The organism is Acinetobacter sp. YH01007, assembly GCF_013420425.1.
GTDB lineage: Bacteria > Pseudomonadota > Gammaproteobacteria > Pseudomonadales > Moraxellaceae > Acinetobacter > Acinetobacter towneri.
The window spans coordinates 22634-44988 of record NZ_VOYC01000011.1 but is presented as its reverse complement, the minus strand read 5'-3'; the positions used below and the strand labels follow the sequence as shown (position 1 = coordinate 44988).

Here is a 22355-nt window from a genome sequence, read left to right as displayed (position 1 = left end):
CTGAAGTGTAGCCTTCCCAAGATATTTTACCTCTCTGCGGGCAGCTACCGTTGTGATGCTTTCGTGATTGATGTTAATGCACGCCAAAGTGCCTAAGTTTGCTACAATCTGCAGCCATCCCCCACACTGAGAAAATTAGTCCCCCATGCGCGCATTATTACAACGAGTTCTTGAAGCCAAAGTCGTGGTCGATGGTGAAATCACTGGCGAGATTCAACAGGGTATTTTGGTATTTTTGGGCTTAGGCAAAGACGATAATTTTGAGAAAGGCAAAAAGCTGATTGATAAAATTTTAAAATATCGTTTTTTTGATGATGAACAAGGCAAAATGGGTTGGAATGTCAGTCAGGCCAATGGCAGTGTGTTATTGGTTTCACAATTTACCCTCATGGCACAGACTCAAAAAGGTTTACGTCCTGATTTTGGCCCTGCGATGCCCCCAAACGATGCCAAAGCGCTGTATGAACAATTGGTGGACTATGCCAAAAGTCAGTTTGACAGGGTGGAAACAGGTATTTTCTCTGCCGATATGAAAGTGCATTTGGTAAATGACGGGCCTGTGACTTTTTGTTTGGAAGTCAAGTAAATCACATATAAAAAAACCTCTGTCAAAAATTGATCAGAGGTTTTTGTTTGGGTCTGAGCAGCTTATTTACCCGTTTTTTGTTTAATAAACTGGCGTGCCATTTTAATTTTTTCTTTTACAGGTTTTGGTAGTTTAGGTGGAATCAATTTCGCTGCTTGGTTAAACCACACCAATAAGCCAAAATCACCTTCCATTTTAATGCTGCCATTTTGCATGCCTGTCATAAATGCAGTTGGATCACCTTTCATTAAGGTTTTTACGCCTTGCTCGCTGTCTGCAAACTGCAAAATAAAATCGGCTTTTTCTGCATCGCCTGCCACAGTGTCAATATGTCCATTGTTGACAATAATTTGACGCGCCATACCCAAGTCTGTGCCAATTTGAATACGGAACTGGCGTTCATGCACCAACTCAATAAATTTTGGACTGGTACGTGCCAGTTGTTTCATACGCAATGCCAAACCTGCCACGAGAAGGTCAAGTGGATCGGTGCTGACATCAACCAAAGGAAGTTTGACCACAGGAATTGCAGAAAGTTTCATGACAGTGAAGCCTATTGTAATTGTTGGATAATGAACAGACTCATCCTATCACAACTCCCGCTTTTTGCTGCAAGGCTTTGTATAACAATCTTTAGGAGGGTGTTAAAATTTTGTCGCTGTTTGGATGGCGCAAACTGCCGTACAGATAAAGCAAAAAAGATGCAAACCAGTTGCATCTTTTTAAAGTTTTTGAATTTAGTCTGTACGATTTAGCGGCTTGAGCACTGCTGCTGATCGTCTTCATAGACTGGGGTATGTTCGATATAGCGACGTTTTGCCAAAGCACGCTCTGCCCGACGGTCTTCTCGTAATAATAATAAAGTCACCAAAGTCATCGCCAAGAAAATTGCCGACAAGTAACTGTAGGTAATTGGCAGTTCAAATACGCTTTGCACACTGTAGCGCACCACTTCCAATAAACCCCAAAACACCATACCTGCCAACATAAAGTTTAACCAGCGACGATAAGGCGAAAAGAAAACAGCAATCAACGCAGCTGCGACGAGGCTTAAGCCTACAATGGTCGCTAAATTCGCTGTTAGCATAAAAACCTCCGTCTAAAGATGCAGCCTCTTTTTGAATTGGTCTGCGACTTCAAATACCGTTTAAATAAATAATGGATGTCGATTTAAATTCTATGTCTGCATTATGCTGCGTTTTCTAGATAAAAAAAGACTTGTATTTTTATAAAGCGACACACCTTGTCGCAATATTATATTGTCATTACATTTTTTAAATTTTGTAGTTTTCGGGAAGCTAAGCTAGCTCTTTATTCGCGTGTCATTACAAAAAAACACCTTATTTTTTTGCCTTAAAAAATATTTTTTTCATTCAATGCTGTTGCGGTTTTTATCGACAGTTTTTGTTTACCGTTCATCGTTATCTGCTGATTATACAAACAAAAAACGCAGCATGACTGCTGCGTTTTTTTCATTGAATTGTCATATTAGGCACGGTTCAAGTCTTTGTCATGCACGCCCAATAAGTACAGCACACCATCTAAGCCCACGCTTGAAATGGCTTGATTGGCGTTTTGACGTACCAACGGTTTAGCACGGAACGCCACACCTAAACCTGCAATAGAAAGCATTGGTAAGTCGTTCGCACCATCACCCACCGCAATGGCTTGTTCCAAAGAAATCCCCATTTTGTCTGCCAGTTCACGTAGCAATAATGCCTTACGCGCACCATCCACAATGTGACCTTTTACTTCGCCTGTAACCATGCCATTTTCCACATCTAGAATGTTGGCATGCACTTCATCAATCCCCAATTTTTCCTGCAGATATTCTGCGAAATATTGGAAACCGCCCGACAAAATAGCGGTGCGATAACCCAAAGATTTCAGGGTTGAAATCAGGCGTTCAGCACCTTCGGTCACGGTCAGACGTTCGGCAATTTTAGGCAACACAGCAGCATCTAAACCTTTGAGCAATGCTACGCGCGCGCGGAAACTTTGCTGAAAATCCAGTTCACCCTGCATGGCACGTTCGGTAATGTCCGCCACCTGATCGCCCACACCTGCCTCAATCGCCAACTCATCAATCACTTCTTGTTCAATGAGCGTTGAGTCCATGTCAAAACACACCAAACGGCGGTTACGACGGTAGGCATTGTCTTCTTGTACCGCGACATCCACACTCAGTTCATTCGACAGGCTTAAACACGCAGCACGCATGGCAACTGCATCTAGCATTTGTCCACTTAATCCAAACTGAATGCAAGCACGTTTAGGTTCATCTTCGGCTACATTAAGCTGTGGGCGACCCGACAAACGGGTTACAGTTTCAATGTTAAAACCTTGGCTAGATACAATATGCGTGACCGCCTGTAAATGTGAGGCATTCAGCTCTGGTGCCAGTGCAGTCACGATATAACGGGTACGACCGCCTTCTTTGACCCATTGCTCATATTCAGTTGCAGAGATTGGTTTAAAACGCACAGTTAAGCCAATATCATGTGCTAAAATCAGAATCTCCTTCATGGCTAAAGCAGTTGCAGTCTGGTCTTCTGATGCAACAACAATACCTAAAGTCAGTTGATTATGAATAACAGCTTGGCCAACATCTAAGATTTGTAAGGAATGAGCGGACAATACCTGCATTAATCGAGTAAACTGATTAGGTTGGTCAGGTCCTAAAAATGATATAAGAATGATTTCTCGCATGAATTGACTCGGGTCTGAGCTACAACTATTGTGAGAATCATAATCTAAATTGAATATAAATGCCTTGGAAGTTTTACCTTGAATGCGCCTAGACAAGGGCTATTTGCTAGCCTATTGATTGTAAGTTTTGCTTTTCACACCTTTTTATTGGTGCTTGCAACAACACACCAATTAAATGAAAACCGCGCCAATCAGGGGCAGTTAATGACCAGCCAACTGGTCACAGACAGCCTTTCTGAGCTGGAACCTGCCAATACAGTATCACTGGCATTATTGGTGAATCGTTATGCCACCAATCCAAGCATTGCTTCTATTCGTATTTTAGATGCGCAAAATCAGGTCTTGGCGACAGGTGGACAGTCACGTACCCGTGAAGGTGAAGTCTTTGTCCGCGATGCAATCATCAATGAAAAGAAAGTCGGCAGCATTGAAATTACCTTAATTCAGCCAAGTATTGGTGAAATTCTGCGTACCCAATGGTTAGCGACACTTTTATCATTATTGGTTCATGGCTTGTTATGGTTGGCTTATCGCGCGATTGCCCGTCCAAGTCGTAGTGAATATTTAGCACGCATTAATAATGAATCTCGCCTTAAACACGAATTACAATTATTGACGCAAGCCCTTGAACAAGAAAAACATCAAACGGCTTTGGCACTTGCGCAGGCACAGCAACAGCCTAAACCTGTGATGTCGCCTAAAGCAAACAAAGCCATTGAGCAAAGCCAAGAGCAAAACAACATTGCGCTGAATATTCAGTTTTATGACCCGAAACAATTATTAGACACGGTCACGCAAAGTGTGTCTGTGCCTTATTTTAGCTTATGTCAGATTTTCCTGAACAAAAGCATTGAACTGTGCGTACAACACTACAAGTTAAACCGTTCCGACATTCAAACAGTACAACCATTCCATGAAGATGGCGCAACACTCAGTATTGCAGCCAATACACCAAATGCAGCAGCCTGTATGGCCATGATTGGCACGGTGTTCCAGTTATTGTCTGAAGTGCTGTATAAGCGTTATCGTGAAGAAAAGCGTTTTGTGTTGCAAACTCGCAGTGGTTTATCAACCGCAGTCGAAGCCATGCAGTTATCTGCAGTGCAGGCAGCAGAGCGTTTGGTGCATCAATTATCTGCTCGTGAAAATGCAGTGCATTTACCGAATGAATTACTAGATGAACTGTCTACGCATTATGAATTAGTGAGTATGCCAAATCCGACCAATGTGCTGATGCGCCATGCCTTTATGGTTAATGGCATGGACAGCCAATCGGCTGAGTTGGCGCAAAGCCTGCGAACTGAAATTCTAAAAGGCAAACATTCAAGAGCTTCTTAAAATAATCCATGAGATGCCTTAAAAGCATAAAAACCTGAGTATGCACACATACTCAGGTTTTTTATACTCACAGATGCTAGATCACATCCATTTACTGCAGCCCAATTTACACATTCAACTGCTTCTGCTCGACCAAATACATTTGCGCATTGTGTACAGCAGCCTGCCCCACCACAGCAGCTTTCTGCCATTCGCCATTGGCTTGTAGCTCCCACGCATTTTGATTGTCATGCAAATAACTCAGCAAGCCATCTTCTACAATACGCTGTTTAATTTTCTCATCCAAAATAGGGAAGCAAGTTTCCACCCGTGAAAATAAGTTGCGCCCCATCCAGTCTGCGCTGGCGCAGTACAATTTTTTTGCACCACCATGCTCAAAATAATACACGCGGGTATGCTCCAAAAAGCGTCCCACAATCGAACGGACATGAATACGCTCAGACATACCTTTCACTTTTGGAATCAAACAACAAATCGAGCGGATAATTAAATCGACCTGTACCCCTGCCTGCGAAGCACGGTACAAAGCCGTAATTAACTCAGGCTCAGTCAATGCATTGACTTTAATGATAATTCGGGCAGCTTTGCCTGCTTGTGCAAACCCGATTTCTTGTTCAATCAGTTTGAGCAATTCACTGTGCAAGGTAAATGGTGCATGCAGCAAGTTTTTTAATTTTGCCGATCTGCCCATGCCTGTGAGTTCCTGAAACACCCGATGCACATCTTCACAAATATCAGGATGTGTGGTCATCAAACCATAGTCGGTGTACATACGTGCATTGCCCGCATGATAGTTGCCTGTACCCAAATGTACATAGCGCACCAACTGATCTTGCTCACGACGCACAATCAAAATCATTTTGGCATGGGTTTTATAGCCGACAATGCCATACACCACCACTGCGCCTGCCTCTTGCAAGACGTTGGCGACCATAATGTTGGATTCTTCATCAAAACGTGCGCGTAGCTCGATCACGGCAGTGACTTCTTTGCCATTACGTGCGGCTTCTGCAAGTACCTGCACAATTTCAGAATCTGGGCCACTACGATACAGCGTTTGCTTAATCGCCAACACATTTGGGTCTTTCGCCGCTTCTTTGAGTAAATTAATCACCGGCTGAAAAGAGTCAAATGGGTGATGTAGCAACACATCCTGCTTTTTCAGAATCTCAAACATCGGTTTTTGCTTCCGAAATATTTTTGGAATCACAGGTGCAAAAGGTGGATATTTCAATTCAGGTCGGTCAAAACTACTGGTCAGACGCGACAGGTTAATCGGCCCGCTAATCCGATATAATTGCTGCTCATCTAAATCAAACTCTCTGAGCAAATAATCAATAATATCTTGCGGGCAATCATCTTCAATTTCTAAACGTACCGCACGCCCAAAACGACGTGACGATAATTCATCTTTTAAGGCAACTGCCAAATCATCGACATCTTCGGCCAAAATCAGGTCGGCATTGCGGGTCACTCGAAACGCATAGCAACCTGTGGCTTTCATGCCTGGGAACAGATCATTGATATGCTGCTGAATAATCGCAGTCAAGAAAATATGTTCAGTCGCACTACCTGCCACTTCTTTTGGCAAATTGATTAAACGTGGCAAAGAGCGTGGCGCAGGCACAATCGCCATTTCAATTTCACGTCCAAAAGCATCTTTGCCTTGTAAACTGACAATAAAGTTCAGACTTTTATTGACCAAACGCGGAAATGGATGCGATGGGTCTAGGCTAATTGGCGTTAAAACAGGCTGTACCTGACGGGCAAAATAATCGGCAATCCACGCTTTATGTTTATCCACAATGTCATGGTATTGAATAAAGTGAATCCCTAAACTTTGCAGCTGCGGCAAAATGGCATAATTTAAAGTGTCGTATTGCTGCTTCACCGCCTGATGCACTTTATCAGACAGTTCTACCAAGACCTGTTCAGTCGGAATGGCATCTGGGGTACGGGTAATGGCATTCAAATCGAGTTGCTTCATTAAACCTGCAACGCGAATTTCAAAAAACTCATCTAAATTACGTGAAAAAATAATTAAAAAATTGAGTCGCTCTAAAATAGGTAACTCTGGGTCTAAAGCTTGCGCCAAGACCCGACGGTTAAACTCAATTAAAGAGAGTTCACGATTAAAATAAGTATCAGATGAATGCTGAAAGTGTTCCATATCTTCTCTATGCTGTTTTTAAGACAGTCTGCTTATTTCGCCTCTGTGCAAGGCATGGTAGGTAGAGATTATGACAATCATGTTACACCCACAATCAATCGCAGAACATTTCGTCAAAATTGAGTATATGTAAAAAATTGATTTTTATTTATTTTATTTTACATTTAATCTATTTTTATAGAAAAAAGGAAGATTTCGCCCTTCCCTTTCGCGGCCAGTTCGTTATCTAGTTTTAGCCAAGTAAGTGCTGACTTTGTACTCGCTGTACTCCTTGTGCCAACATCTGTTGCCATGCTTGTTCTAAAGAGCCATTTAAATCAATCGCTTTGGTGGCATCTTCAATCACATAGGTGCTAAAACCCAACTCACAGGCATCTATTGCCGTCCACGCCACACAAAAGTCGGTGGCAATGCCCACAATATAAACCGTATCAATTTCACGGGCTTTTAAATAGGCCGCCAAGCCTGTGGTGGTTTTGCGGTCTGCTTCCATAAAGGCAGAATAACTGTCTATTTGCTCGTGAAAACCTTTGCGTATAATCAATTGTGCTGTAGGCAAATCTAGATCTGGGTGTAATTCAGCATCAGCTGTGCCTTGCACACAATGCACAGGCCACAACACTTGCTCGCCATAACTGAGCTGAATCTGCTCATAGTCCTGTTTGCCTGCATGGTTGGCAGCAAAGGACACATGCGTTGCAGGATGCCAGTCTTGGGTGATCACAATGTTCTGAAACACACGTCCCAACGCATTAATGCAGGGAATAATTTGATCGGCATTTGCAACCGCCAAATTACCTCCTGGACAAAAACCATTTTGCACATCAACCACAATCAAGGCATTATTCAGCTGCTGCATGCTGTTTCCTTTCCCATCTTAAACGCTACCCTTAGCATAGCTGAAATTTAAGTCTGAGTTGTATCGCTTTGATAAAAATAAAAAGAATCGTTTTCGGCACAATGTTGATAGTTCGGTAGCTGTAACAATAATTGCCGTACAAAACGTGGATAGATTTTGGCTTTGCGTGCAGTCGCGGCATGAAAATAAAAATAAGGCAGTGGATGCCGAGTTAAATAATTGACCAAATGCTGTCGGGTTAAACGCATCACCTGAAAGGCATCAATACCTGCGTTGACATCTTCATAAGTAGCTTGATCGGCAAATGCCAGCCACGCGTTTTGTTTTGGAGAAGTCCGTGTTGCTCGAAAATGGCGTTTCAGTTCTAAAATAAATTCATATTCAATCAGATACAGCGAAAACTGCTGTTGATCCAACTGAAATTCTGCAATCAATTTTTTCTGCTTCAAATGATACTCTTATATTTACTGTTTTTTAGGACTTATTATACCCTGCTTGCGTCATTGCCACCCAGTAGAACAGGCAGCTTTGCGACAGTACTTGTCACACTTCATTCGAGCATTTTCTCTCAAAAATCAGCGATCAACATACAAAAAAATAGCCTGCAGGTGCAGGCTATTTGGTCTTTCAACTGTTCTCATCCTTTTAAACAGTTTGAATACGACGTACCAATAACAACATGAAAATGGCTGAAATAATAATACATGGAATGGCTGCTGAAATAACCCCAGCCGCACCAAAGCCTGCTGCCAACAACTGACCTGCAATAGCAGGGCCAAGCATTGCGCCTACACGACCAACAGCAGAGGCAACACCGACCCCAGTACCACGTACTTCGGTTGGGTAGACAATACTACCAAAAGCATATAACACGCCCTGACAGCCAATCACAAAAGCACCGACCAAAGCTGAAGCCATATACATTTGCATGAGTGAACCCGCTGCATTTAGAGCAAATAAACCTGCCAAAATACCACCATACATCAATAAAATCACGTAGGCTTTTTTCCAACGGTCGGTCAGCATACCCAAAATTACAGTACCGACTGTCGCACTCACCATGAAATAGAACTGTGCAGTACTGCCTTCTTTACGCGAGAAACCTAATTCCATAAATAAAGATGGTAACCAGCTCAACATGATGTAAACCACCATCAAGGTAAAGAAGTAACTCACCCAAATAAATAAGGTGCGCAATAAGTTTTGTGAATTAAACAAATCTTTAAAAGATGCTTTTGGCGCAGCATTTTGTGCTGTGACATCTTTACCTGCCGCTTGTGCTTTTAAGAATTCACGTGATTCTGGCAATAACCACATCATCAATGGAATGACAATAAATGGCAGCAAACCACCCAAATAGAAAATGTTTTTCCAGTTTGAGCCAAAATCTGTACTGGCAATTAAAGATAAAATGGCTGCACCCACAGGCATACCACAATACATCAAGCCCACAGCACGACCACGGTTTTGTGGCGAAACAGCTTCAGATGCCAAAGTAATTAAAATTGGCATGGCTGCCCCTAAACCCGCACCTGCCAAGAAGCGCACCGCCAATAGGCTTTCAAAGCTATTCACCCACACCGTACATAAGGTAAATAAAGCAAAGACTGCTGTAGACCAGATTAATACTTTTTTACGACCAATACGGTCTGCAAAACGTCCGCCAACCAAAGCACCTGGCAATAAACCTAAAATACCCGCACTAAAAAATACCCCAAGCTGCGAGCTGTCTAAACCAAAATGCTCACGGATACCTGCCGCAGCAATACCTGCTGCCTGAATATCCAGACCTTCAATCACTGCAATTAAAAAGCAGATCGCGACGGTAATAACCGCATGCCGCGGATCGCTATGTTGTGTTGATCTATCCATTGGGTCCCTCTACTAGAATTAGATAGCCATGTGAAAGCCTGCATCTTGCGCAGTTTTAAACTGCAGCAATAGCTATCAATAAGTGTTAGACCAAAGTGAATTTTTTCAGATCAGCGCAAACGTGTTGCGCAGCATGTAGAAAAAAACATAGCGAAAAAAACAATAAATCTGGCAAATTACACGCTATTTTCCCGCTTAAAGCAGTAAATTCAGCGCAAGATTTCTCACCATTTAAGAAGTCAGCGACAACATAGGTAGACTTAAAAGCTATTATTCTTAAGAATCAAAAATCAAAATATCCCGATTAAAACACTCAGATATAAGAGCTATAAGCTCTGAATTGAGCGTTTTTTTATATAAATATCTAGGGTCTGTTGACAATTTGTCTATGTTTGCGGCGATACATATTTTTTAGCTGATATAAGGCATGAGACAGGAAATTTAGTCATTCTAAATGACTGGCACATAACGCAATAGCAGCAAAAAATATGCTCGCCCCCTTGCGCAGCAAACAAAGCAGCGCTTTGTTCTTGCTCATGTGGCTAAAAAAACGCTGATACCGTTGCGCCATACCAATGAAAATTTGGGTACAAAGGAGATGGTTATTATTTTTTTATTTTGAACAACAAGCTGCTGATCCTAAAATACTAAATTAAACAAAGTTTATGATTGCTTTGACGAAAGCATATTGTTCTGACACACTGAATCAGTCATAATTTGGCTAAGCATTATTTAATCAATTTGATTGAATTTTGACCCAAATCAAAATACTGCAACCATCCACATCTACCTTTTCTACACCTCTGTGGATGGAAAAATAGGATCTTTTTAAAAAATGACTCAGCAAGCACAGACCATTCAAGGCTCAATTGTCGCAATTGTCACCCCAATGTTAGAAGATGGCAGCGTAGATTGGAAAGGTCTCGAGAAGCTCGTTGAGTGGCACATAGAACAAGGTACCAACAGTATTGTTGCTGTAGGTACAACTGGTGAAGCATCGACCTTAAGTATGGAAGAGCACACCAAAGTGATCGCAGAAATTATTCGCGTCGCAAATAAGCGTATTCCTGTCATTGCTGGTACTGGTGCAAACTCAACGCATGAAGCCATCGAACTGACCAAAGAAGCACAACAATTGGGCGCAGATGCGGCCTTATTGGTAACGCCTTATTATAATAAGCCAACTCAGGAAGGTTTATACCAGCACTATAAAGCAATTGCAGAAGCAGTTGATTTACCTATCATTTTATATAATGTACCGGGTCGTACTGGTGTAGATATGTCAAATGAAACGGTCATCCGTCTTGCAGACATCCCAAATATTGTGGGCGTAAAAGATGCAACGGGCGATGTGCCACGTGGTCAGCAATTATTGGCTGGCTTAACAGGCAAAAACATGGTGGTGTATTCAGGCGATGACGCTACGGCATATCAATTGATGCTGCACGGTGCAAAAGGCAATATTTCTGTAACTGCCAATGTTGCACCAAAAGCCATGAGCCAAGTTTGCGCGGCTGCAATCGCAGGTGATGCTGCAGGTGCAGAGCAACAAAACAGTGCGATTGCAAATTTACACAATATTCTATTTTGTGAATCGAACCCAATTCCTGTGAAATGGGCACTTCATGAAATGGGATTAATTGGTACAGGAATTCGCCTGCCATTAACTCCGCTTGCAGAACAATATCGTGCACCGTTACGCGAAGCCCTTCAGGCTGCGGGTGTCATTCAATAAAAGAGCTTAGTATGATGCAATTACGTTTTGGTTTTATCGCCGCACTTTCAGTATTGAGTTTGGCTGGTTGTAGTTCTCTTGCCATCAATAATGGTTCATTGGACTATAAAGACGCCGCTACTTTAGCACCACTTCAATATCCAGAAGGTTCTGTGGTTCGACCTGCAACACCGTTGTATCCTGCACCAAGCGTTGACCCTTTAGCAACGGCAAATGCACCTAAGCTTGAAAATGCACGTGGCAACCGTTTTGCGATGCCACGTCCTGAAGCCATGCAAGCCAGCAGCAACACAGTTCAAGACAGTACGCAAATTGGACGTCCTCAACCCGTAGTTGACGGAAACCAAAATCCGTTGCTCAAAATTGATGGAAATTCTGCTACAATTTGGCAATACACACTTGCCACCCTCAGCAGTCTGAATTACAGCATTGTTGGTCAAAGTAAGAACCGTTACGAGGCAACCATTAAGGTCGATCAACAGATTTATGTCTTAAGATTGACCTCTGTCGGTTCGAGCAACAACCTAGCTGTATTCAATGCCGATAACAGCTTTGCAGATCAAGAAAAAGCTGCAGATCTGTTGGCCCAGATTTACCAAAATTGGCCAGCCTAGCCGTACTAGGCATTTTTTTTTGAAAAAGGTTCCCTCATGTTAAAACAAACCTTGCTCTATACTGGTAAAGCAAAATCTGTTTATACCACAGACAGTGCAGACCACCTGATTTTAGTCTTTCGTGATGATGCCTCTGCGTTCAATGGCGAAAAAATCGAACAACTAGATCGTAAAGGTAAGGTGAACAACCGTTTTAACGCCTTTATCATGGAAAAATTGGCTGAAGCGGGTATCGAAACTCACTTTGAAAAACTACTTACACCAAACGAAGTATTGGTGAAAAAGTTAGACATGATTCCTGTAGAGTGCGTTATTCGTAACTACGCTGCAGGTTCACTCTGCCGTCGTTTAGGTGTAGAAGAAGGTAAAGAACTGACCCCACCTACATTTGAATTGTTCTTTAAAGATGACGCTCTTGGCGACCCAATGGTAAACGAATCTCAAGCGATTGCTTTAGGTTGGGCCAATGCTGAACAATTGGCAAAAATGAAAGAATTAACTTACCAAGTCAACGATGTATTAAAAGCATTGTTTGATGCAGGTAACATGATTTTGGTCGACTTCAAACTTGAGTTTGGTGTATTCCACGACCGTATTGTGTTGGGTGATGAGTTCTCTCCAGACGGTTGCCGTTTATGGGACAAAGACACCAAGAAGAAACTCGACAAAGACCGTTTCCGTCAAGGTTTAGGCGGTGTGGTTGAAGCTTATGAAGAAGTTGCTGCACGTTTAGGCATCGACTTAGACAATATCTAATTCAAGCTTTTCAATTTTAAAAGCTGAATTCCCAAAACCGAGCAACATTGCTCGGTTTTTTGTATTTTGCTGTAGACCAAACAGGGTTTACAAACCAAATCTTTGAAAAAATCGCCCCATCCACAATGCCCAGTCTGTCTGCCTATTTTTAAATTTATCTGAATTTAAATTGTGTATTCTGCAATTCCGTGTATGCTTGTTGTCATACTAGAAAAATATGAAGTTCGTTTTAATCGTCTAAGTCCGTAGTTTTATTTTGTAATCCTTCGTTTGTTCAGATTTTAAGTCGCATCTTTTTCCCAGTTATTCCAAATCTTTTTTAGATTGCAACATATTAAAATTCAGCAGGATATTTCCCTATGTCAAATCCGACAATGAAAGGCACGGTAAAGTGGTTTAACGAAACTAAAGGTTTTGGTTTTATTCAACCAGAATCTGGTCCAGATGTGTTTGCACACTTCAGCGAAATTGCACACTCAGGCTTCAAGACTTTACATGAAGGTCAACAAGTTGAATTCAGCGTAACTCAAGGTCAAAAAGGCCCGAACGCTGTAAACATCAAACCGCTTTAAGTCTTTGCTTACAGACACCTCTTTGATGTCTGTAAACCAATGCAAAAAAGCTCAAGTGTATGCTTGAGCTTTTTTTATGCCAATTATTTTTATCAGCTGCACTAAATAGCTTATGACTGATTTTGCTGCCAGCGACGTTGCTGTAAACGCTCGCCTTCAACCTCACGCTTATTACGTGCTGACTCATACAGTTTAGTGCCTTTCAATTCAGGTGGCATATATTCCTGCAGCACAAAATGCTCTGGGTAATTGTGTGGATACAAATAATCTACCCCGTAACCCTGTTCTTTCATCAGCTTGGTTGGTGCATTGCGTAAATGCAGTGGCACAGGTAAGTTGGCGGTTTTTTCAGCCAAATCCATGGCTTTATTAATTGCCAAATAAGTACTGTTACTTTTGGCACTGGTTGCCAAATATACTGCACATTGTCCTAAAATAATCCGCGCTTCGGGCATACCCAGCACTTGTACCGAGCGGAAACACTCGCCTGCCAATAACAAGGCATTCGGATTTGAATTGCCAATATCTTCCGAAGCAGCAATCAACATGCGACGCGCAATAAAGCTCGGGTCTTCACCGCCTTTGAGCATGCGCGCCATCCAATACAATGCAGCATCGGGGTCACTGCCACGAATTGACTTAATAAAAGCCGATACCAAATCATAATGTTGCTCGCCTGACTTGTCATAACGGGCAATGTTTTGTTGCGCAACCTTGACCACAATCGCGTTGGTGATGATATTTTCCACCTCGGGTTCAAAGGTGCTTGCCACCAAGTCCAGTAGGTTTAAAGCCTTGCGTGCATCACCTGCAGCAAACTGAATCAGAGCATCAAATTCTTCAATCTGAATATAACGGTCTTTTAAGAATTGATCTTGCTGAATGGCTTGAGTAAGCAAAGTCTGAATCGAATCGGCATCTAAAGCCTTTAAGGTATAGACCTGACAACGTGAAAGCAGCGCACTATTGACTTCAAAAGATGGATTTTCAGTGGTCGCACCAATTAAGGTGATTTTGCCCTTTTCCACCGCATTTAATAAGGCATCTTGCTGCGACTTATTAAAGCGATGAATTTCATCAATAAACACCACTGGTGTGAGCAAATCGCCGCCTTCGGCAATAATTTCACGCAGCTCTTTGACCCCAGTATTCAAGGCAGAAAGGCTGATAAAAGGACGATCTACCGCCTGCGCCAACAGCAAAGCGATGGTGGTTTTCCCCACCCCTGGTGGCCCCCAGAAAATAATTGAAGGCAAATGCCCCTGATCAATCATTTGGCGTAACGGCGCTTGCTCACCTAAAAGATGATCTTGACCAATAATTTGCGATAAATCGCGTGGACGCAAACGCTCAGGCAGTGGAATATGACTCTCTGACATCTTGTTATTTCTATACTTGACTTCAACCTAGTCTACTATGATCTCAAGCTTTGGAGTATTTCTAATCGTACCGATTTATCGCTAAAACACGATTCAAAGTTTATTCTGCAGTATGAATTAACGCACCCAACGCACCACATAATCTTCGATATCTTCTTCTGCAACATCCAGTTCTGAAATACAACGCCCTGCCGCAGATTTTTTGGCTTTAATCACACTTTGGCGTGAGCCCGTATTTAAGTAATGCCAAGATGGCAAATTTTTGCCCTGTTTTAAACGACGATAGGCACAACTTGGCGGCAACCAGTGAATTTTTTCTAGTTTTTCGGGGGAAAGTTGAATGCAATCGGGCACAAAGTCAAAGCGATTGGCATAATCTGAACAACGTGCTGTGTTACAGTCCAGTAACTTGCACGCCACTTTGGTATAGGCCACTTCTTGCGTGTCCTCATCTTCTAGTTTGACCAAACAGCATAAACCGCAACCATCGCACAAGGCTTCCCATTCCGCAGTATTTAAGGCATTCAGCGGATAGTTTTTCCAAAATTCAGGTCGTAATTGATCAGACATAGCGCACAGAAAATAACAAAACTGCGTCATTATAACAGCCTTGTTTCAACTTGTTGCTTTTGTTTAGTCTTTAAATGAATCAAACACTTAACTCAAACAACTGAACATTTAATACACAAAAACAAAACAGTGTGCTGCGTTCAGCTCCCTATACTAAATTCAGAAGCTATAAAAACACATGGAGAACAATTATGTTTCGTTGGGCTATAATCTTCGCAGTGATTGCGTTAATCGCGAGTTTACTTGGTTTTGGTGGTGTCGCAGGTTTATCCAAAGACTTTGCCATTATTTTATTGGTGATTGCTGTGATTTTGGCAATTGTTGGTTTCCTCTCTCGCGGAAAAATCTAGTGACCTCGTCTATAAATTCCTAAAAATCAGATAAAAAAGAAGGATTTTTCCTTCTTTTTTTATGTCCGCTTTTTACGCAACAAATGCCAATTTGGCTATTTTAAAAATATTTTCTCACATTTATAGGCAGTATTTACCCTGTTTTTAAAAATGCGTGCCATATTATTATGCTTTAATCATGGCATTGAAAACGATAAGGAATAAGGCATGGCTTTAGCAATCAAAACTCGCGAAATTGAATATACGGCTGCAGATGGCAGCAAACTGATCGGTTATTTTGCTGCACCAGAAACAGCACAAGCTGTCGCGGGGGTGATTGTCGCACCTGAATGGTGGGGACGTAACGAATACACCGAACAACGCGCGCGTGAATTGGCTGAACATGGTTTTGCAGCCTTAGCGATTGATATGTATGGCGATAAAAAAGTCACCACCACCGCAGCCCAAGCCAATGAATGGATGATGCAAACTTTTGCAGATGCTGACACAATTGTGACTCGTGCGTCTGCAGCTTTGGACACTTTAGCTGCCCAACCTGAAGTAAATCGCGATAAACTCGCTGCAATTGGTTTCTGTTATGGCGGCAAAGTCGTTCTGGATTTGGCTCGTTCTGGCGCAGCATTAAAAGCAGTGGTGACCTTCCACGCCAACCTCAGCCCGAAAGCCCCTGCACAACAAGGTCAGGTACAAGCCGAGATTTTGGTGTTGCATGGTGAACTGGACAGCATGGTGACTTTAGACGACGTCGCAAGTTTCCGTGAAGAAATGCACGCGGCTCAAGTAGAGCATGAAGTGATTATTTTTGAAGATGCCAAACACGGCTTTAGTAACCCTCAAGCCGATGAACGTGCCAAAGCCAATGGGGTCGATTTAGGCTATAACGCATCGGCAGAGCAACAAGGTTTAGCTGCCATGTATGAAGTGTTGGATCGTCGTTTAGCAGATTAATCTGCTGTTCACATTACGCAGCATATACTCAACGCAAGCCAAGAAAATTTTAAAGAAGAGGATATAACAATGACTGAGCAATGCCCTTATTGCAATTTTGATGATTATGATGTTTTGGCAAAAAATGAATTTGGGGTAATTTTGCCTGAACCCAATGCCCTGTCTAAAGGACATTGCGTGATCATTCCGCTACGTCACGTCGGCTCTTTTTTTGACATTACAGACAAAGAACGTAAAAGTTTATTGTCTTTATTAGAATTGGCGCGCAATGAGTTGCAATTGCGTCATCAACCTGCAGGTTTCCATGTGGGTTTTAATGATGGCGATGTGTTTGATGCTAAATCTGAGCATTTACACATCCACATTATTCCACGCTATGAAGGTCAGACCTTAAAATTGGATAACCGTTGGGGTATGAGCGGTCAAATTTAAACCACGACTCGTTTTATCCCAAACCAAGTGAAACCAAACCTAAAGAAGAAGATGCACGCTCATCTTCTTTTTTTATGCACGTAATTCCCACGCCAGTTTGGCTATACTAAGCCGCTACTTTACAAACTGGGTTCGCATGACTGCTTTTTCATTTTCCGATGCTCTCCTCACGTGGTTCGATCAACACGGACGCCATGACCTGCCGTGGCAAGTCGCCGATGATCCCTATGCGGTGTGGGTGTCTGAAATCATGCTGCAACAAACTCAGGTCAAAACCGTATTGCAATATTTTGAGCGTTTTTTGCAGCGCTTTCCGACAGTGCAAGATTTAGGACGTGCAACTTGGGATGAAGTTGCACCGTATTGGGCAGGTTTAGGCTATTACGCCCGCGCCCGCAACTTGCATAAAGCCGCAGCCATTGTGGCACAGCAAGGACATTTTCCAAGTACGCTCGAACAGTGGATGGCTTTGCCGGGCATTGGTCGCTCTACGGGTGGTGCCATGATGTCGCTGGGTTTACGCCAATACGGCGTCATTATGGATGGCAACGTCAAACGGGTTTTAGCACGTTTTTTTGCTATTGAAGATGATTTATCCAAACCTGTACATGAACGTGCCATGTGGCAACTGGCAGAACAGCTCTGCCCCGAAGTGCGTAATCACGACTATACGCAGGCTATTATGGATTTGGGCGCCACCATTTGTACCCCCAAAAAACCACTGTGCTTATATTGCCCAATGCAACAACACTGCAAAGCACATCAACAAGGTTTAGAGCAGGAATTGCCCTTTAAAAAACCGAAAAAAGCCGTACCCGTTAAATCTGCACAGGTCTTAGTACTGCAATGCGCAGATCAGTGGTTATGGCAACAACGTCCCAATACAGGACTTTGGGGTGGACTATGGTGTTTGCCTGTTATTGAAGATGCACAGGCTTTTGAGCAACTGTGTCAAAGCTTGAGCCTTAAACAGGTACAGCAACGCGCACAGATTTCACATAGCTTTACCCATTTCACTTGGCAGCTTGAAGCACTGTGTTTTCAGGTCGATGCTGATCTACAAGAACACTTGGCAATAGAACTGAATGCAGATTGGTATAGTCCGCAACAAGCCAGCGATTTGGGCATTCCGACGGCCATGAAAAAATTGATCTCGGCAATCAATCTGTGACATAGTCAAGCATCGTGATGAATGAAATCTTTGCTTTCACTGCCATTACAAGGATGTCTTATGTTTCGATGGATTGCTGTTTTAAGCCTGTCACTCTTTACCTTATTGATTGCGGCCTGTAGTTCTGCACCGAAACGTCCCAGTACCCCACTCCCGCCTGCCTTGGTGCAAAAACTCAATCAAATGAGTTTAAAAACTCGCTTGCCCATTCCTGTGCAGGGCATTAAAGCGCATCAGTTGAATGACACTTGGGGTGCATCTCGTAGTAGCGGACGTTTGCATGAAGGCATTGATATTCTTGCCGCCAAAGGCAGCAAAGTGTATAGCGCTACAGAAGGTTTAATTGCAGACTTACGCGATAATCGCTTAGGTGGTAAAGTAATTTGGATATTAGGGCCTGCAGGCACTTGGCATTACTATGCACACTTAGATGGACATAAGCGTGGACTCAAAGTTGGCGATTATGTCAAAGCTGGGGCACATATTGGCTATGTGGGCAATACAGGCAATGCCCGACATACCGCAGCACATTTGCATTATGGGCTCTATTTAAATGGTAAAGGACGCGGTGCGGTCAATCCTTATCCTTATTTACGTTAATTTTGTTAGGAACATTTCATGTCTGAAGCCCTGATTAATCGACTGGTGGAATTTGCAGAATCTGGCAATCAACAAAAAATTGTATTGGCAGGACAAGTCCATCAAGGCTGGGTCATGGAAATTACTGAAGATGCCCTGCTCATCAGCACAGGTTATTCAGATAAAGTTGGTAAAGACAACTGGATTTCCTTTCACGATCTGCAACAGGCAGAACTATATTATTGGGATAACCAACATGACCAATGGGCAGCATTTCAGCTTTAAGTCCGTCCCATTCACATCTATTCAGCTATCTATTCAACAAGGAGCATGACCCATGACGATACAACGCTGTGGCTGGTGCTCCGATGATCCGCTCTATATGGCCTATCACGATTTAGAATGGGGACGACCTGTATTTGCAGAAGCACATCTGTTTGAAATGCTTTGCCTAGAAGGTCAACAAGCAGGTTTGTCTTGGATTACTGTTCTAAAAAAACGTGAAGCTTATCGTCAGCATTTTTTTCAATACAGCATTGCAGAAATTGCAGCCCTCAGTGATGACGAGATCGCACTTAAATTACAAGATGCAGGCCTGATTCGGCATGCTGGCAAATTAACTGCCATTCGTGACAACGCAATTGCATGGCAAAAATTAAAAGATGATGAGATAGATGTTGTGAAATGGCTCTGGGATTTTGTCGCACAGCAGCCAATTTCTAATGACGTGCCTGACTATCGTCTTGCCCCTGCACAAACCACAACCAGTGTGGCCATGTCTAAAGCCTTAAAGAAAAAAGGGTTTAAATTTGTAGGGCCAACTACCTGTTATGCCTTTATGCAGGCCGTTGGTATGGTCAATGACCATGAAAATCACTGCAACTTTAAAACAACATCCAAGCTTTAGTATTCAAAACTGCTCACCCCATAACAGCAAGATCACCAATCAATACAGTCAGTCGATGACAAGGACGGTGCAATATGAGTAATACCATTCGAGCCTATGCCGCAATGCAGGCAGGTGAAGCCCTGCAAGCCTATCAATTTGATGCGGGTGAATTGCAGGCGCATCAGGTAGAAGTCAAAGTCGAATATTGTGGCTTATGCCATTCCGATCTTTCAGTCATTCAAAATGACTGGCATTCCTCGGTATATCCTGTGGTGGCAGGACATGAAATTATTGGCACGATTACCCAATTAGGCAGTGAGGCCAAAGGCTTAACCGTGGGGCAACGTGTAGGCATTGGCTGGACTGCAGACAGTTGCCAACACTGCGATGCCTGTATTGCAGGCGAACAAGTGCTGTGCAGCAATGGCACTACCGCAACCATTGTGGGACATGCAGGTGGTTTTGCCGATAAAGTCCGTGCAGGTTGGCAATGGGTAATTCCATTACCCGATGAGGTCGATCCTGTCAGTGCAGGGCCTTTGCTCTGTGGTGGAATTACCGTATTTGATCCGATCTTGAAACATCAAATTCAGGCAGTACATCATGTTGCGGTGATTGGTATTGGTGGCTTGGGGCATATCGCCATCAAATTATTAAAAGCATGGGGCTGTGAAATTACGGCGTTCAGTTCCAATCCAGACAAAACCGCAGAATTACTGGCTATGGGTGCAGACCATGTAGTGAACAGCCGTGATGCTGCTGCCCTTAAAACCCAGCGTGGCAAGTTTGACCTGATTTTAAGTACGGTAAACGTAAGCTTGGACTGGAATGCTTATTTAAGTACGCTTGCACCACATGGCACTATTCACATGCTAGGTGTAGCGCTAGAACCCATGCAAATTAAGGCGGGCAGCTTAATTGGCGGTGCAAAATCGGTTACTGGTTCATCGACAGGTTCGCCTGCAGCGCTGCGTCAATTACTACAATTTGCCGCACGCAAACAGATTGCCCCACAGGTGGAAGTTTTTCCGATGTCACAAATCAATCAGGCAATTGAACATTTGCATCAGGGCAAGGCACGCTATCGGGTGGTGTTAAAGGCCGACTTTGACTGATTTTTAAGTTAAATCTTGCCCAATTTAACGGTCTTGCTCATCTCAGATGGGCAAGATTTATGTATAAAAAATGTTTTAGATATTCAGTCTGTTATAGAATAAACTGCGTAAGCAGCATATATTAAAAAGTTGAATCGACACAGGCTGCAAAGCCACGTGCCAAACTAGAAAAGTCTGTGAAAAAGTCTGCTAAGATGAATGCTGCTTTTTTAACTATAAAATGAATTTGAGAAAACCTATGAGTAAAGCCTTACCCATCGCTATTGCTGTAATTTTAGGCGGTGCTGCACTTGTTCCTGTTTATTATGCCTCTCAAAACCCAGCAGTGGCGACCTCTAAAGCGTCGGCAAATGCTTCTGCGGTTGAAAAAATCAGCTACGCTTTGGGTTATGAAGTGGCACATCAAACCCCACCAGAGCTAGACATCAACAGCTTTGTAACAGGTGTGCGTGAAGGTCATGCGCGTAAACAACCTGCCTACACCGAAGAAGAATTACAAAAAGCCTATGAGCAATTCCAGCAAGAGTTGCAACAAAAACAAGCCACTCAAGCGCAAGCTGCACAAACAGCCAGTGATTCATTCTTAACTGAAAATGGCAAAAAAGCAGGCGTACAAACCACAGCTTCTGGCTTGCAATATCAAGTGATTAAAGAAGGCACAGGCAAACAGCCAACGGCAAGCTCTGTGGTCAAAGTGCACTACACGGGTAAACTGGTCGATGGCAAAGTATTTGACAGCTCGGTACAACGTGGTGAGCCAATTGAATTCCCACTGAATCAAGTCATTCCGGGCTGGACTGAAGGTTTACAGCTCATGAAGGAAGGCGGTAAAGCTACGCTGTATATTCCATCGAAACTGGGCTACGGCGAACAAGGTGTACCAGGCATGATTCCTGCCAACAGCACCTTAATTTTTGATGTTGAACTGATTGAAGTGAAATAACAACATCACCCTTTCAGGAGAGCTTGGCTCTCCTGTATGGTCTTAGGACGAAAAGAATGAAAAAACACCTTGCCCTTGTGTGTATCGCACTGCTCAGCAGTGGCAGTTTTGCCAAAACCGTGACCAATAAAAGTCCTGTTGCAGATCAGGTCGGTTATAGCTTTGGTTATTTAATGGGGCGCAGCAATGCGGAAACCTTAAAAGATATTGATCTCGAAGCCTTCATTGCTGGCTTAAAAATGGCAACACAAGACCAAGCCGCCAGTTTAAGCGATGAAGAAATGGCACGAGTGCTGACTCAATTCAAAAAGCAAGCCGAAGCCAAACAACTGATTGAGCTTAAAAAAGTAGCCGATAGCAATGCTAAAATTGGGCAAGCCTTTTTAAACAATAATGCCAAAAAGGCAGGGGTCAAAGTCACCAAGTCTGGCTTGCAATATCAAGTCTTACAGGCAGGTACGGGCAAATCACCCAAAGCCACCTCTACCGTTAAAGTCCATTATGAAGGTCGTTTAATTGATGGTACGGTATTTGACAGTTCTATCGCCCGCGATCAAGCTGCAGAATTTCAGGTCAGCCAAGTCATTCAAGGTTGGACTGAAGGCTTACAACTCATGAAAGTTGGTGCCAAATATCGCTTCTTTATTCCTGCTGCTCTAGCCTACGGTCAAATTGGCTCAGGCGATGCAATTGAGCCAAACAGCACGCTTATTTTTGATGTGGAACTTTTAGAAATTGTAAAATAATCCAAAGCCGCATCATCTTTAA

Annotated in this window: 25 protein-coding genes; 16 read left to right on the top strand and 9 right to left on the bottom strand. The window is 43.0% G+C overall.

Annotation, left to right across the window (positions count from 1 at the left end):
* Positions 1–145 precede the first annotated feature (145 nt).
* A complete protein-coding gene (gene dtd / locus FTT74_RS06770) occupies positions 146–586 on the top strand; it encodes a D-aminoacyl-tRNA deacylase (protein ID WP_136144035.1) in 441 nt (146 codons plus the stop codon).
* Positions 587–648: 62 nt separating this feature from the next.
* Here dtd and FTT74_RS06765 read toward each other — a convergent pair whose 3' ends face one another.
* From FTT74_RS06765 to serB, 3 genes are all read right to left on the bottom strand, one after another.
* The gene (locus FTT74_RS06765) at positions 649–1128 is read right to left on the bottom strand and encodes a hypothetical protein (protein ID WP_004974140.1); all 480 of its coding nucleotides are present in this window, start codon (positions 1126–1128) and stop codon (positions 649–651) included.
* Between the two features lie 209 nt (positions 1129–1337).
* A complete protein-coding gene (gene aciT, locus FTT74_RS06760) occupies positions 1338–1673 on the bottom strand; it encodes a ciprofloxacin tolerance protein AciT (RefSeq protein WP_004974137.1) in 336 nt (111 codons plus the stop codon).
* Positions 1674–2074: 401 nt separating this feature from the next.
* Positions 2075–3295: a phosphoserine phosphatase SerB gene (gene serB / locus FTT74_RS06755; protein WP_004974136.1), complete on the bottom strand. Its 1221-nt coding sequence runs from the start codon at positions 3293–3295 to the stop codon at positions 2075–2077.
* 78 nt (positions 3296–3373) lie between these two features.
* Here serB and FTT74_RS06750 point away from each other — a divergent pair, with 78 nt between their 5' ends.
* Positions 3374–4633 carry a hypothetical protein gene (locus tag FTT74_RS06750; protein ID WP_004974135.1) on the top strand — a complete coding sequence of 420 codons (1260 nt, stop codon included), beginning with the start codon at positions 3374–3376 and terminating at the stop codon, positions 4631–4633.
* A gap of 106 nt (positions 4634–4739) precedes the next feature.
* Here FTT74_RS06750 and ppk1 read toward each other — a convergent pair whose 3' ends face one another.
* From ppk1 to mhpT, 4 genes are all read right to left on the bottom strand, one after another.
* Positions 4740–6803 (bottom strand): polyphosphate kinase 1, encoded by a 2064-nt coding sequence (gene ppk1, locus FTT74_RS06745; RefSeq protein ID WP_131261229.1) that lies wholly within the window; start codon positions 6801–6803, stop codon positions 4740–4742.
* 232 nt (positions 6804–7035) lie between these two features.
* Entirely contained in the window at positions 7036–7662 is a 627-nt protein-coding gene (pncA, locus tag FTT74_RS06740; protein ID WP_104852749.1) for a bifunctional nicotinamidase/pyrazinamidase, read from the bottom strand.
* Positions 7663–7709: 47 nt separating this feature from the next.
* A complete protein-coding gene (locus tag FTT74_RS06735; RefSeq protein ID WP_131261230.1) occupies positions 7710–8111 on the bottom strand; it encodes a hypothetical protein in 402 nt (133 codons plus the stop codon).
* A gap of 196 nt (positions 8112–8307) precedes the next feature.
* Positions 8308–9534, bottom strand: coding sequence for a 3-(3-hydroxy-phenyl)propionate transporter MhpT (gene mhpT, locus FTT74_RS06730; protein WP_179988768.1), 1227 nt, complete (start codon positions 9532–9534; stop codon positions 8308–8310).
* A gap of 835 nt (positions 9535–10369) precedes the next feature.
* Here mhpT and dapA point away from each other — a divergent pair.
* From dapA to FTT74_RS06710, 4 genes are all read left to right on the top strand, one after another.
* Complete coding sequence (gene dapA / locus FTT74_RS06725) at positions 10370–11269, top strand: 4-hydroxy-tetrahydrodipicolinate synthase (protein ID WP_131261232.1); 900 nt, start codon at positions 10370–10372, stop codon at positions 11267–11269.
* Positions 11270–11283: 14 nt separating this feature from the next.
* On the top strand, positions 11284–11883 hold the full coding sequence (locus FTT74_RS06720; RefSeq protein ID WP_026438344.1) for a hypothetical protein: 600 nt from the start codon (positions 11284–11286) through the stop codon (positions 11881–11883).
* Positions 11884–11919: 36 nt separating this feature from the next.
* Positions 11920–12639: a phosphoribosylaminoimidazolesuccinocarboxamide synthase gene (gene purC / locus FTT74_RS06715; protein ID WP_004974116.1), complete on the top strand. Its 720-nt coding sequence runs from the start codon at positions 11920–11922 to the stop codon at positions 12637–12639.
* A gap of 359 nt (positions 12640–12998) precedes the next feature.
* The gene (locus FTT74_RS06710) at positions 12999–13211 is read left to right on the top strand and encodes a cold-shock protein (RefSeq protein ID WP_179988769.1); all 213 of its coding nucleotides are present in this window, start codon (positions 12999–13001) and stop codon (positions 13209–13211) included.
* Positions 13212–13321: 110 nt separating this feature from the next.
* On the opposite strand, the gene FTT74_RS06705 is transcribed toward FTT74_RS06710, so the two are convergent.
* Together FTT74_RS06705 and FTT74_RS06700 are read right to left on the bottom strand one after the other, a co-directional pair.
* Positions 13322–14590: a replication-associated recombination protein A gene (locus FTT74_RS06705; protein WP_179988770.1), complete on the bottom strand. Its 1269-nt coding sequence runs from the start codon at positions 14588–14590 to the stop codon at positions 13322–13324.
* 117 nt (positions 14591–14707) lie between these two features.
* The gene (locus tag FTT74_RS06700) at positions 14708–15160 is read right to left on the bottom strand and encodes a YcgN family cysteine cluster protein (RefSeq protein ID WP_026438343.1); all 453 of its coding nucleotides are present in this window, start codon (positions 15158–15160) and stop codon (positions 14708–14710) included.
* 191 nt (positions 15161–15351) lie between these two features.
* Between FTT74_RS06700 and FTT74_RS06695 the strand changes: the two genes are divergently transcribed.
* The 10 genes from FTT74_RS06695 (at position 15352) to FTT74_RS06650 (ending at position 22333) form a co-directional block, all read left to right on the top strand.
* Positions 15352–15510 carry a DUF1328 domain-containing protein gene (locus FTT74_RS06695; protein ID WP_004974108.1) on the top strand — a complete coding sequence of 53 codons (159 nt, stop codon included), beginning with the start codon at positions 15352–15354 and terminating at the stop codon, positions 15508–15510.
* A 207-nt stretch (positions 15511–15717) separates the two neighbouring features.
* Positions 15718–16458 carry a dienelactone hydrolase family protein gene (locus FTT74_RS06690; RefSeq protein ID WP_136144130.1) on the top strand — a complete coding sequence of 247 codons (741 nt, stop codon included), beginning with the start codon at positions 15718–15720 and terminating at the stop codon, positions 16456–16458.
* 69 nt (positions 16459–16527) lie between these two features.
* Positions 16528–16890 carry an HIT family protein gene (locus tag FTT74_RS06685; protein WP_070155794.1) on the top strand — a complete coding sequence of 121 codons (363 nt, stop codon included), beginning with the start codon at positions 16528–16530 and terminating at the stop codon, positions 16888–16890.
* A gap of 136 nt (positions 16891–17026) precedes the next feature.
* Entirely contained in the window at positions 17027–18061 is a 1035-nt protein-coding gene (gene mutY, locus FTT74_RS06680; RefSeq protein WP_131261235.1) for an A/G-specific adenine glycosylase, read from the top strand.
* Positions 18062–18121: 60 nt separating this feature from the next.
* The gene (locus FTT74_RS06675; RefSeq protein WP_179988771.1) at positions 18122–18661 is read left to right on the top strand and encodes a M23 family metallopeptidase; all 540 of its coding nucleotides are present in this window, start codon (positions 18122–18124) and stop codon (positions 18659–18661) included.
* An 18-nt stretch (positions 18662–18679) separates the two neighbouring features.
* The gene (locus FTT74_RS06670; RefSeq protein ID WP_104852758.1) at positions 18680–18925 is read left to right on the top strand and encodes a hypothetical protein; all 246 of its coding nucleotides are present in this window, start codon (positions 18680–18682) and stop codon (positions 18923–18925) included.
* Positions 18926–18977: 52 nt separating this feature from the next.
* Complete coding sequence (locus FTT74_RS06665; protein ID WP_179988772.1) at positions 18978–19547, top strand: DNA-3-methyladenine glycosylase I; 570 nt, start codon at positions 18978–18980, stop codon at positions 19545–19547.
* Between the two features lie 74 nt (positions 19548–19621).
* Complete coding sequence (locus FTT74_RS06660; RefSeq protein WP_004974093.1) at positions 19622–20644, top strand: NAD(P)-dependent alcohol dehydrogenase; 1023 nt, start codon at positions 19622–19624, stop codon at positions 20642–20644.
* 238 nt (positions 20645–20882) lie between these two features.
* The gene (locus FTT74_RS06655) at positions 20883–21587 is read left to right on the top strand and encodes an FKBP-type peptidyl-prolyl cis-trans isomerase (RefSeq protein WP_136144427.1); all 705 of its coding nucleotides are present in this window, start codon (positions 20883–20885) and stop codon (positions 21585–21587) included.
* Between the two features lie 56 nt (positions 21588–21643).
* Positions 21644–22333 (top strand): FKBP-type peptidyl-prolyl cis-trans isomerase, encoded by a 690-nt coding sequence (locus FTT74_RS06650; RefSeq protein WP_004974089.1) that lies wholly within the window; start codon positions 21644–21646, stop codon positions 22331–22333.
* The last annotated feature ends 22 nt before the right edge of the window (positions 22334–22355 follow it).

Bases quoted from the DNA above. Each gene is read 5' to 3' on its own strand.
- mhpT (WP_179988768.1), bottom strand. From the start codon at position 9,534: ATGGATAGATCAACACAACATAGCGATCCGCGGCATGCGGTTATTACC.
- FTT74_RS06690 (WP_136144130.1), top strand. From the start codon at position 15,718: ATGGCTTTAGCAATCAAAACTCGCGAAATTGAATATACGGCTGCAGAT.
- pncA (WP_104852749.1), bottom strand. From the start codon at position 7,662: ATGCAGCAGCTGAATAATGCCTTGATTGTGGTTGATGTGCAAAATGGT.
- FTT74_RS06695 (WP_004974108.1), top strand. From the start codon at position 15,352: ATGTTTCGTTGGGCTATAATCTTCGCAGTGATTGCGTTAATCGCGAGT.
- FTT74_RS06650 (WP_004974089.1), top strand. From the start codon at position 21,644: ATGAAAAAACACCTTGCCCTTGTGTGTATCGCACTGCTCAGCAGTGGC.
- FTT74_RS06710 (WP_179988769.1), top strand. From the start codon at position 12,999: ATGTCAAATCCGACAATGAAAGGCACGGTAAAGTGGTTTAACGAAACT.
- FTT74_RS06670 (WP_104852758.1), top strand. From the start codon at position 18,680: ATGTCTGAAGCCCTGATTAATCGACTGGTGGAATTTGCAGAATCTGGC.
- dtd (WP_136144035.1), top strand. From the start codon at position 146: ATGCGCGCATTATTACAACGAGTTCTTGAAGCCAAAGTCGTGGTCGAT.
- FTT74_RS06660 (WP_004974093.1), top strand. From the start codon at position 19,622: ATGAGTAATACCATTCGAGCCTATGCCGCAATGCAGGCAGGTGAAGCC.
- FTT74_RS06700 (WP_026438343.1), bottom strand. From the start codon at position 15,160: ATGTCTGATCAATTACGACCTGAATTTTGGAAAAACTATCCGCTGAAT.
- FTT74_RS06705 (WP_179988770.1), bottom strand. From the start codon at position 14,590: ATGTCAGAGAGTCATATTCCACTGCCTGAGCGTTTGCGTCCACGCGAT.
- aciT (WP_004974137.1), bottom strand. From the start codon at position 1,673: ATGCTAACAGCGAATTTAGCGACCATTGTAGGCTTAAGCCTCGTCGCA.
- FTT74_RS06685 (WP_070155794.1), top strand. From the start codon at position 16,528: ATGACTGAGCAATGCCCTTATTGCAATTTTGATGATTATGATGTTTTG.
- mutY (WP_131261235.1), top strand. From the start codon at position 17,027: ATGACTGCTTTTTCATTTTCCGATGCTCTCCTCACGTGGTTCGATCAA.
- dapA (WP_131261232.1), top strand. From the start codon at position 10,370: ATGACTCAGCAAGCACAGACCATTCAAGGCTCAATTGTCGCAATTGTC.
- purC (WP_004974116.1), top strand. From the start codon at position 11,920: ATGTTAAAACAAACCTTGCTCTATACTGGTAAAGCAAAATCTGTTTAT.
- FTT74_RS06720 (WP_026438344.1), top strand. From the start codon at position 11,284: ATGCAATTACGTTTTGGTTTTATCGCCGCACTTTCAGTATTGAGTTTG.
- FTT74_RS06665 (WP_179988772.1), top strand. From the start codon at position 18,978: ATGACGATACAACGCTGTGGCTGGTGCTCCGATGATCCGCTCTATATG.
- ppk1 (WP_131261229.1), bottom strand. From the start codon at position 6,803: ATGGAACACTTTCAGCATTCATCTGATACTTATTTTAATCGTGAACTC.
- FTT74_RS06655 (WP_136144427.1), top strand. From the start codon at position 20,883: ATGAGTAAAGCCTTACCCATCGCTATTGCTGTAATTTTAGGCGGTGCT.
- FTT74_RS06765 (WP_004974140.1), bottom strand. From the start codon at position 1,128: ATGAAACTTTCTGCAATTCCTGTGGTCAAACTTCCTTTGGTTGATGTC.
- FTT74_RS06675 (WP_179988771.1), top strand. From the start codon at position 18,122: ATGTTTCGATGGATTGCTGTTTTAAGCCTGTCACTCTTTACCTTATTG.
- serB (WP_004974136.1), bottom strand. From the start codon at position 3,295: ATGCGAGAAATCATTCTTATATCATTTTTAGGACCTGACCAACCTAAT.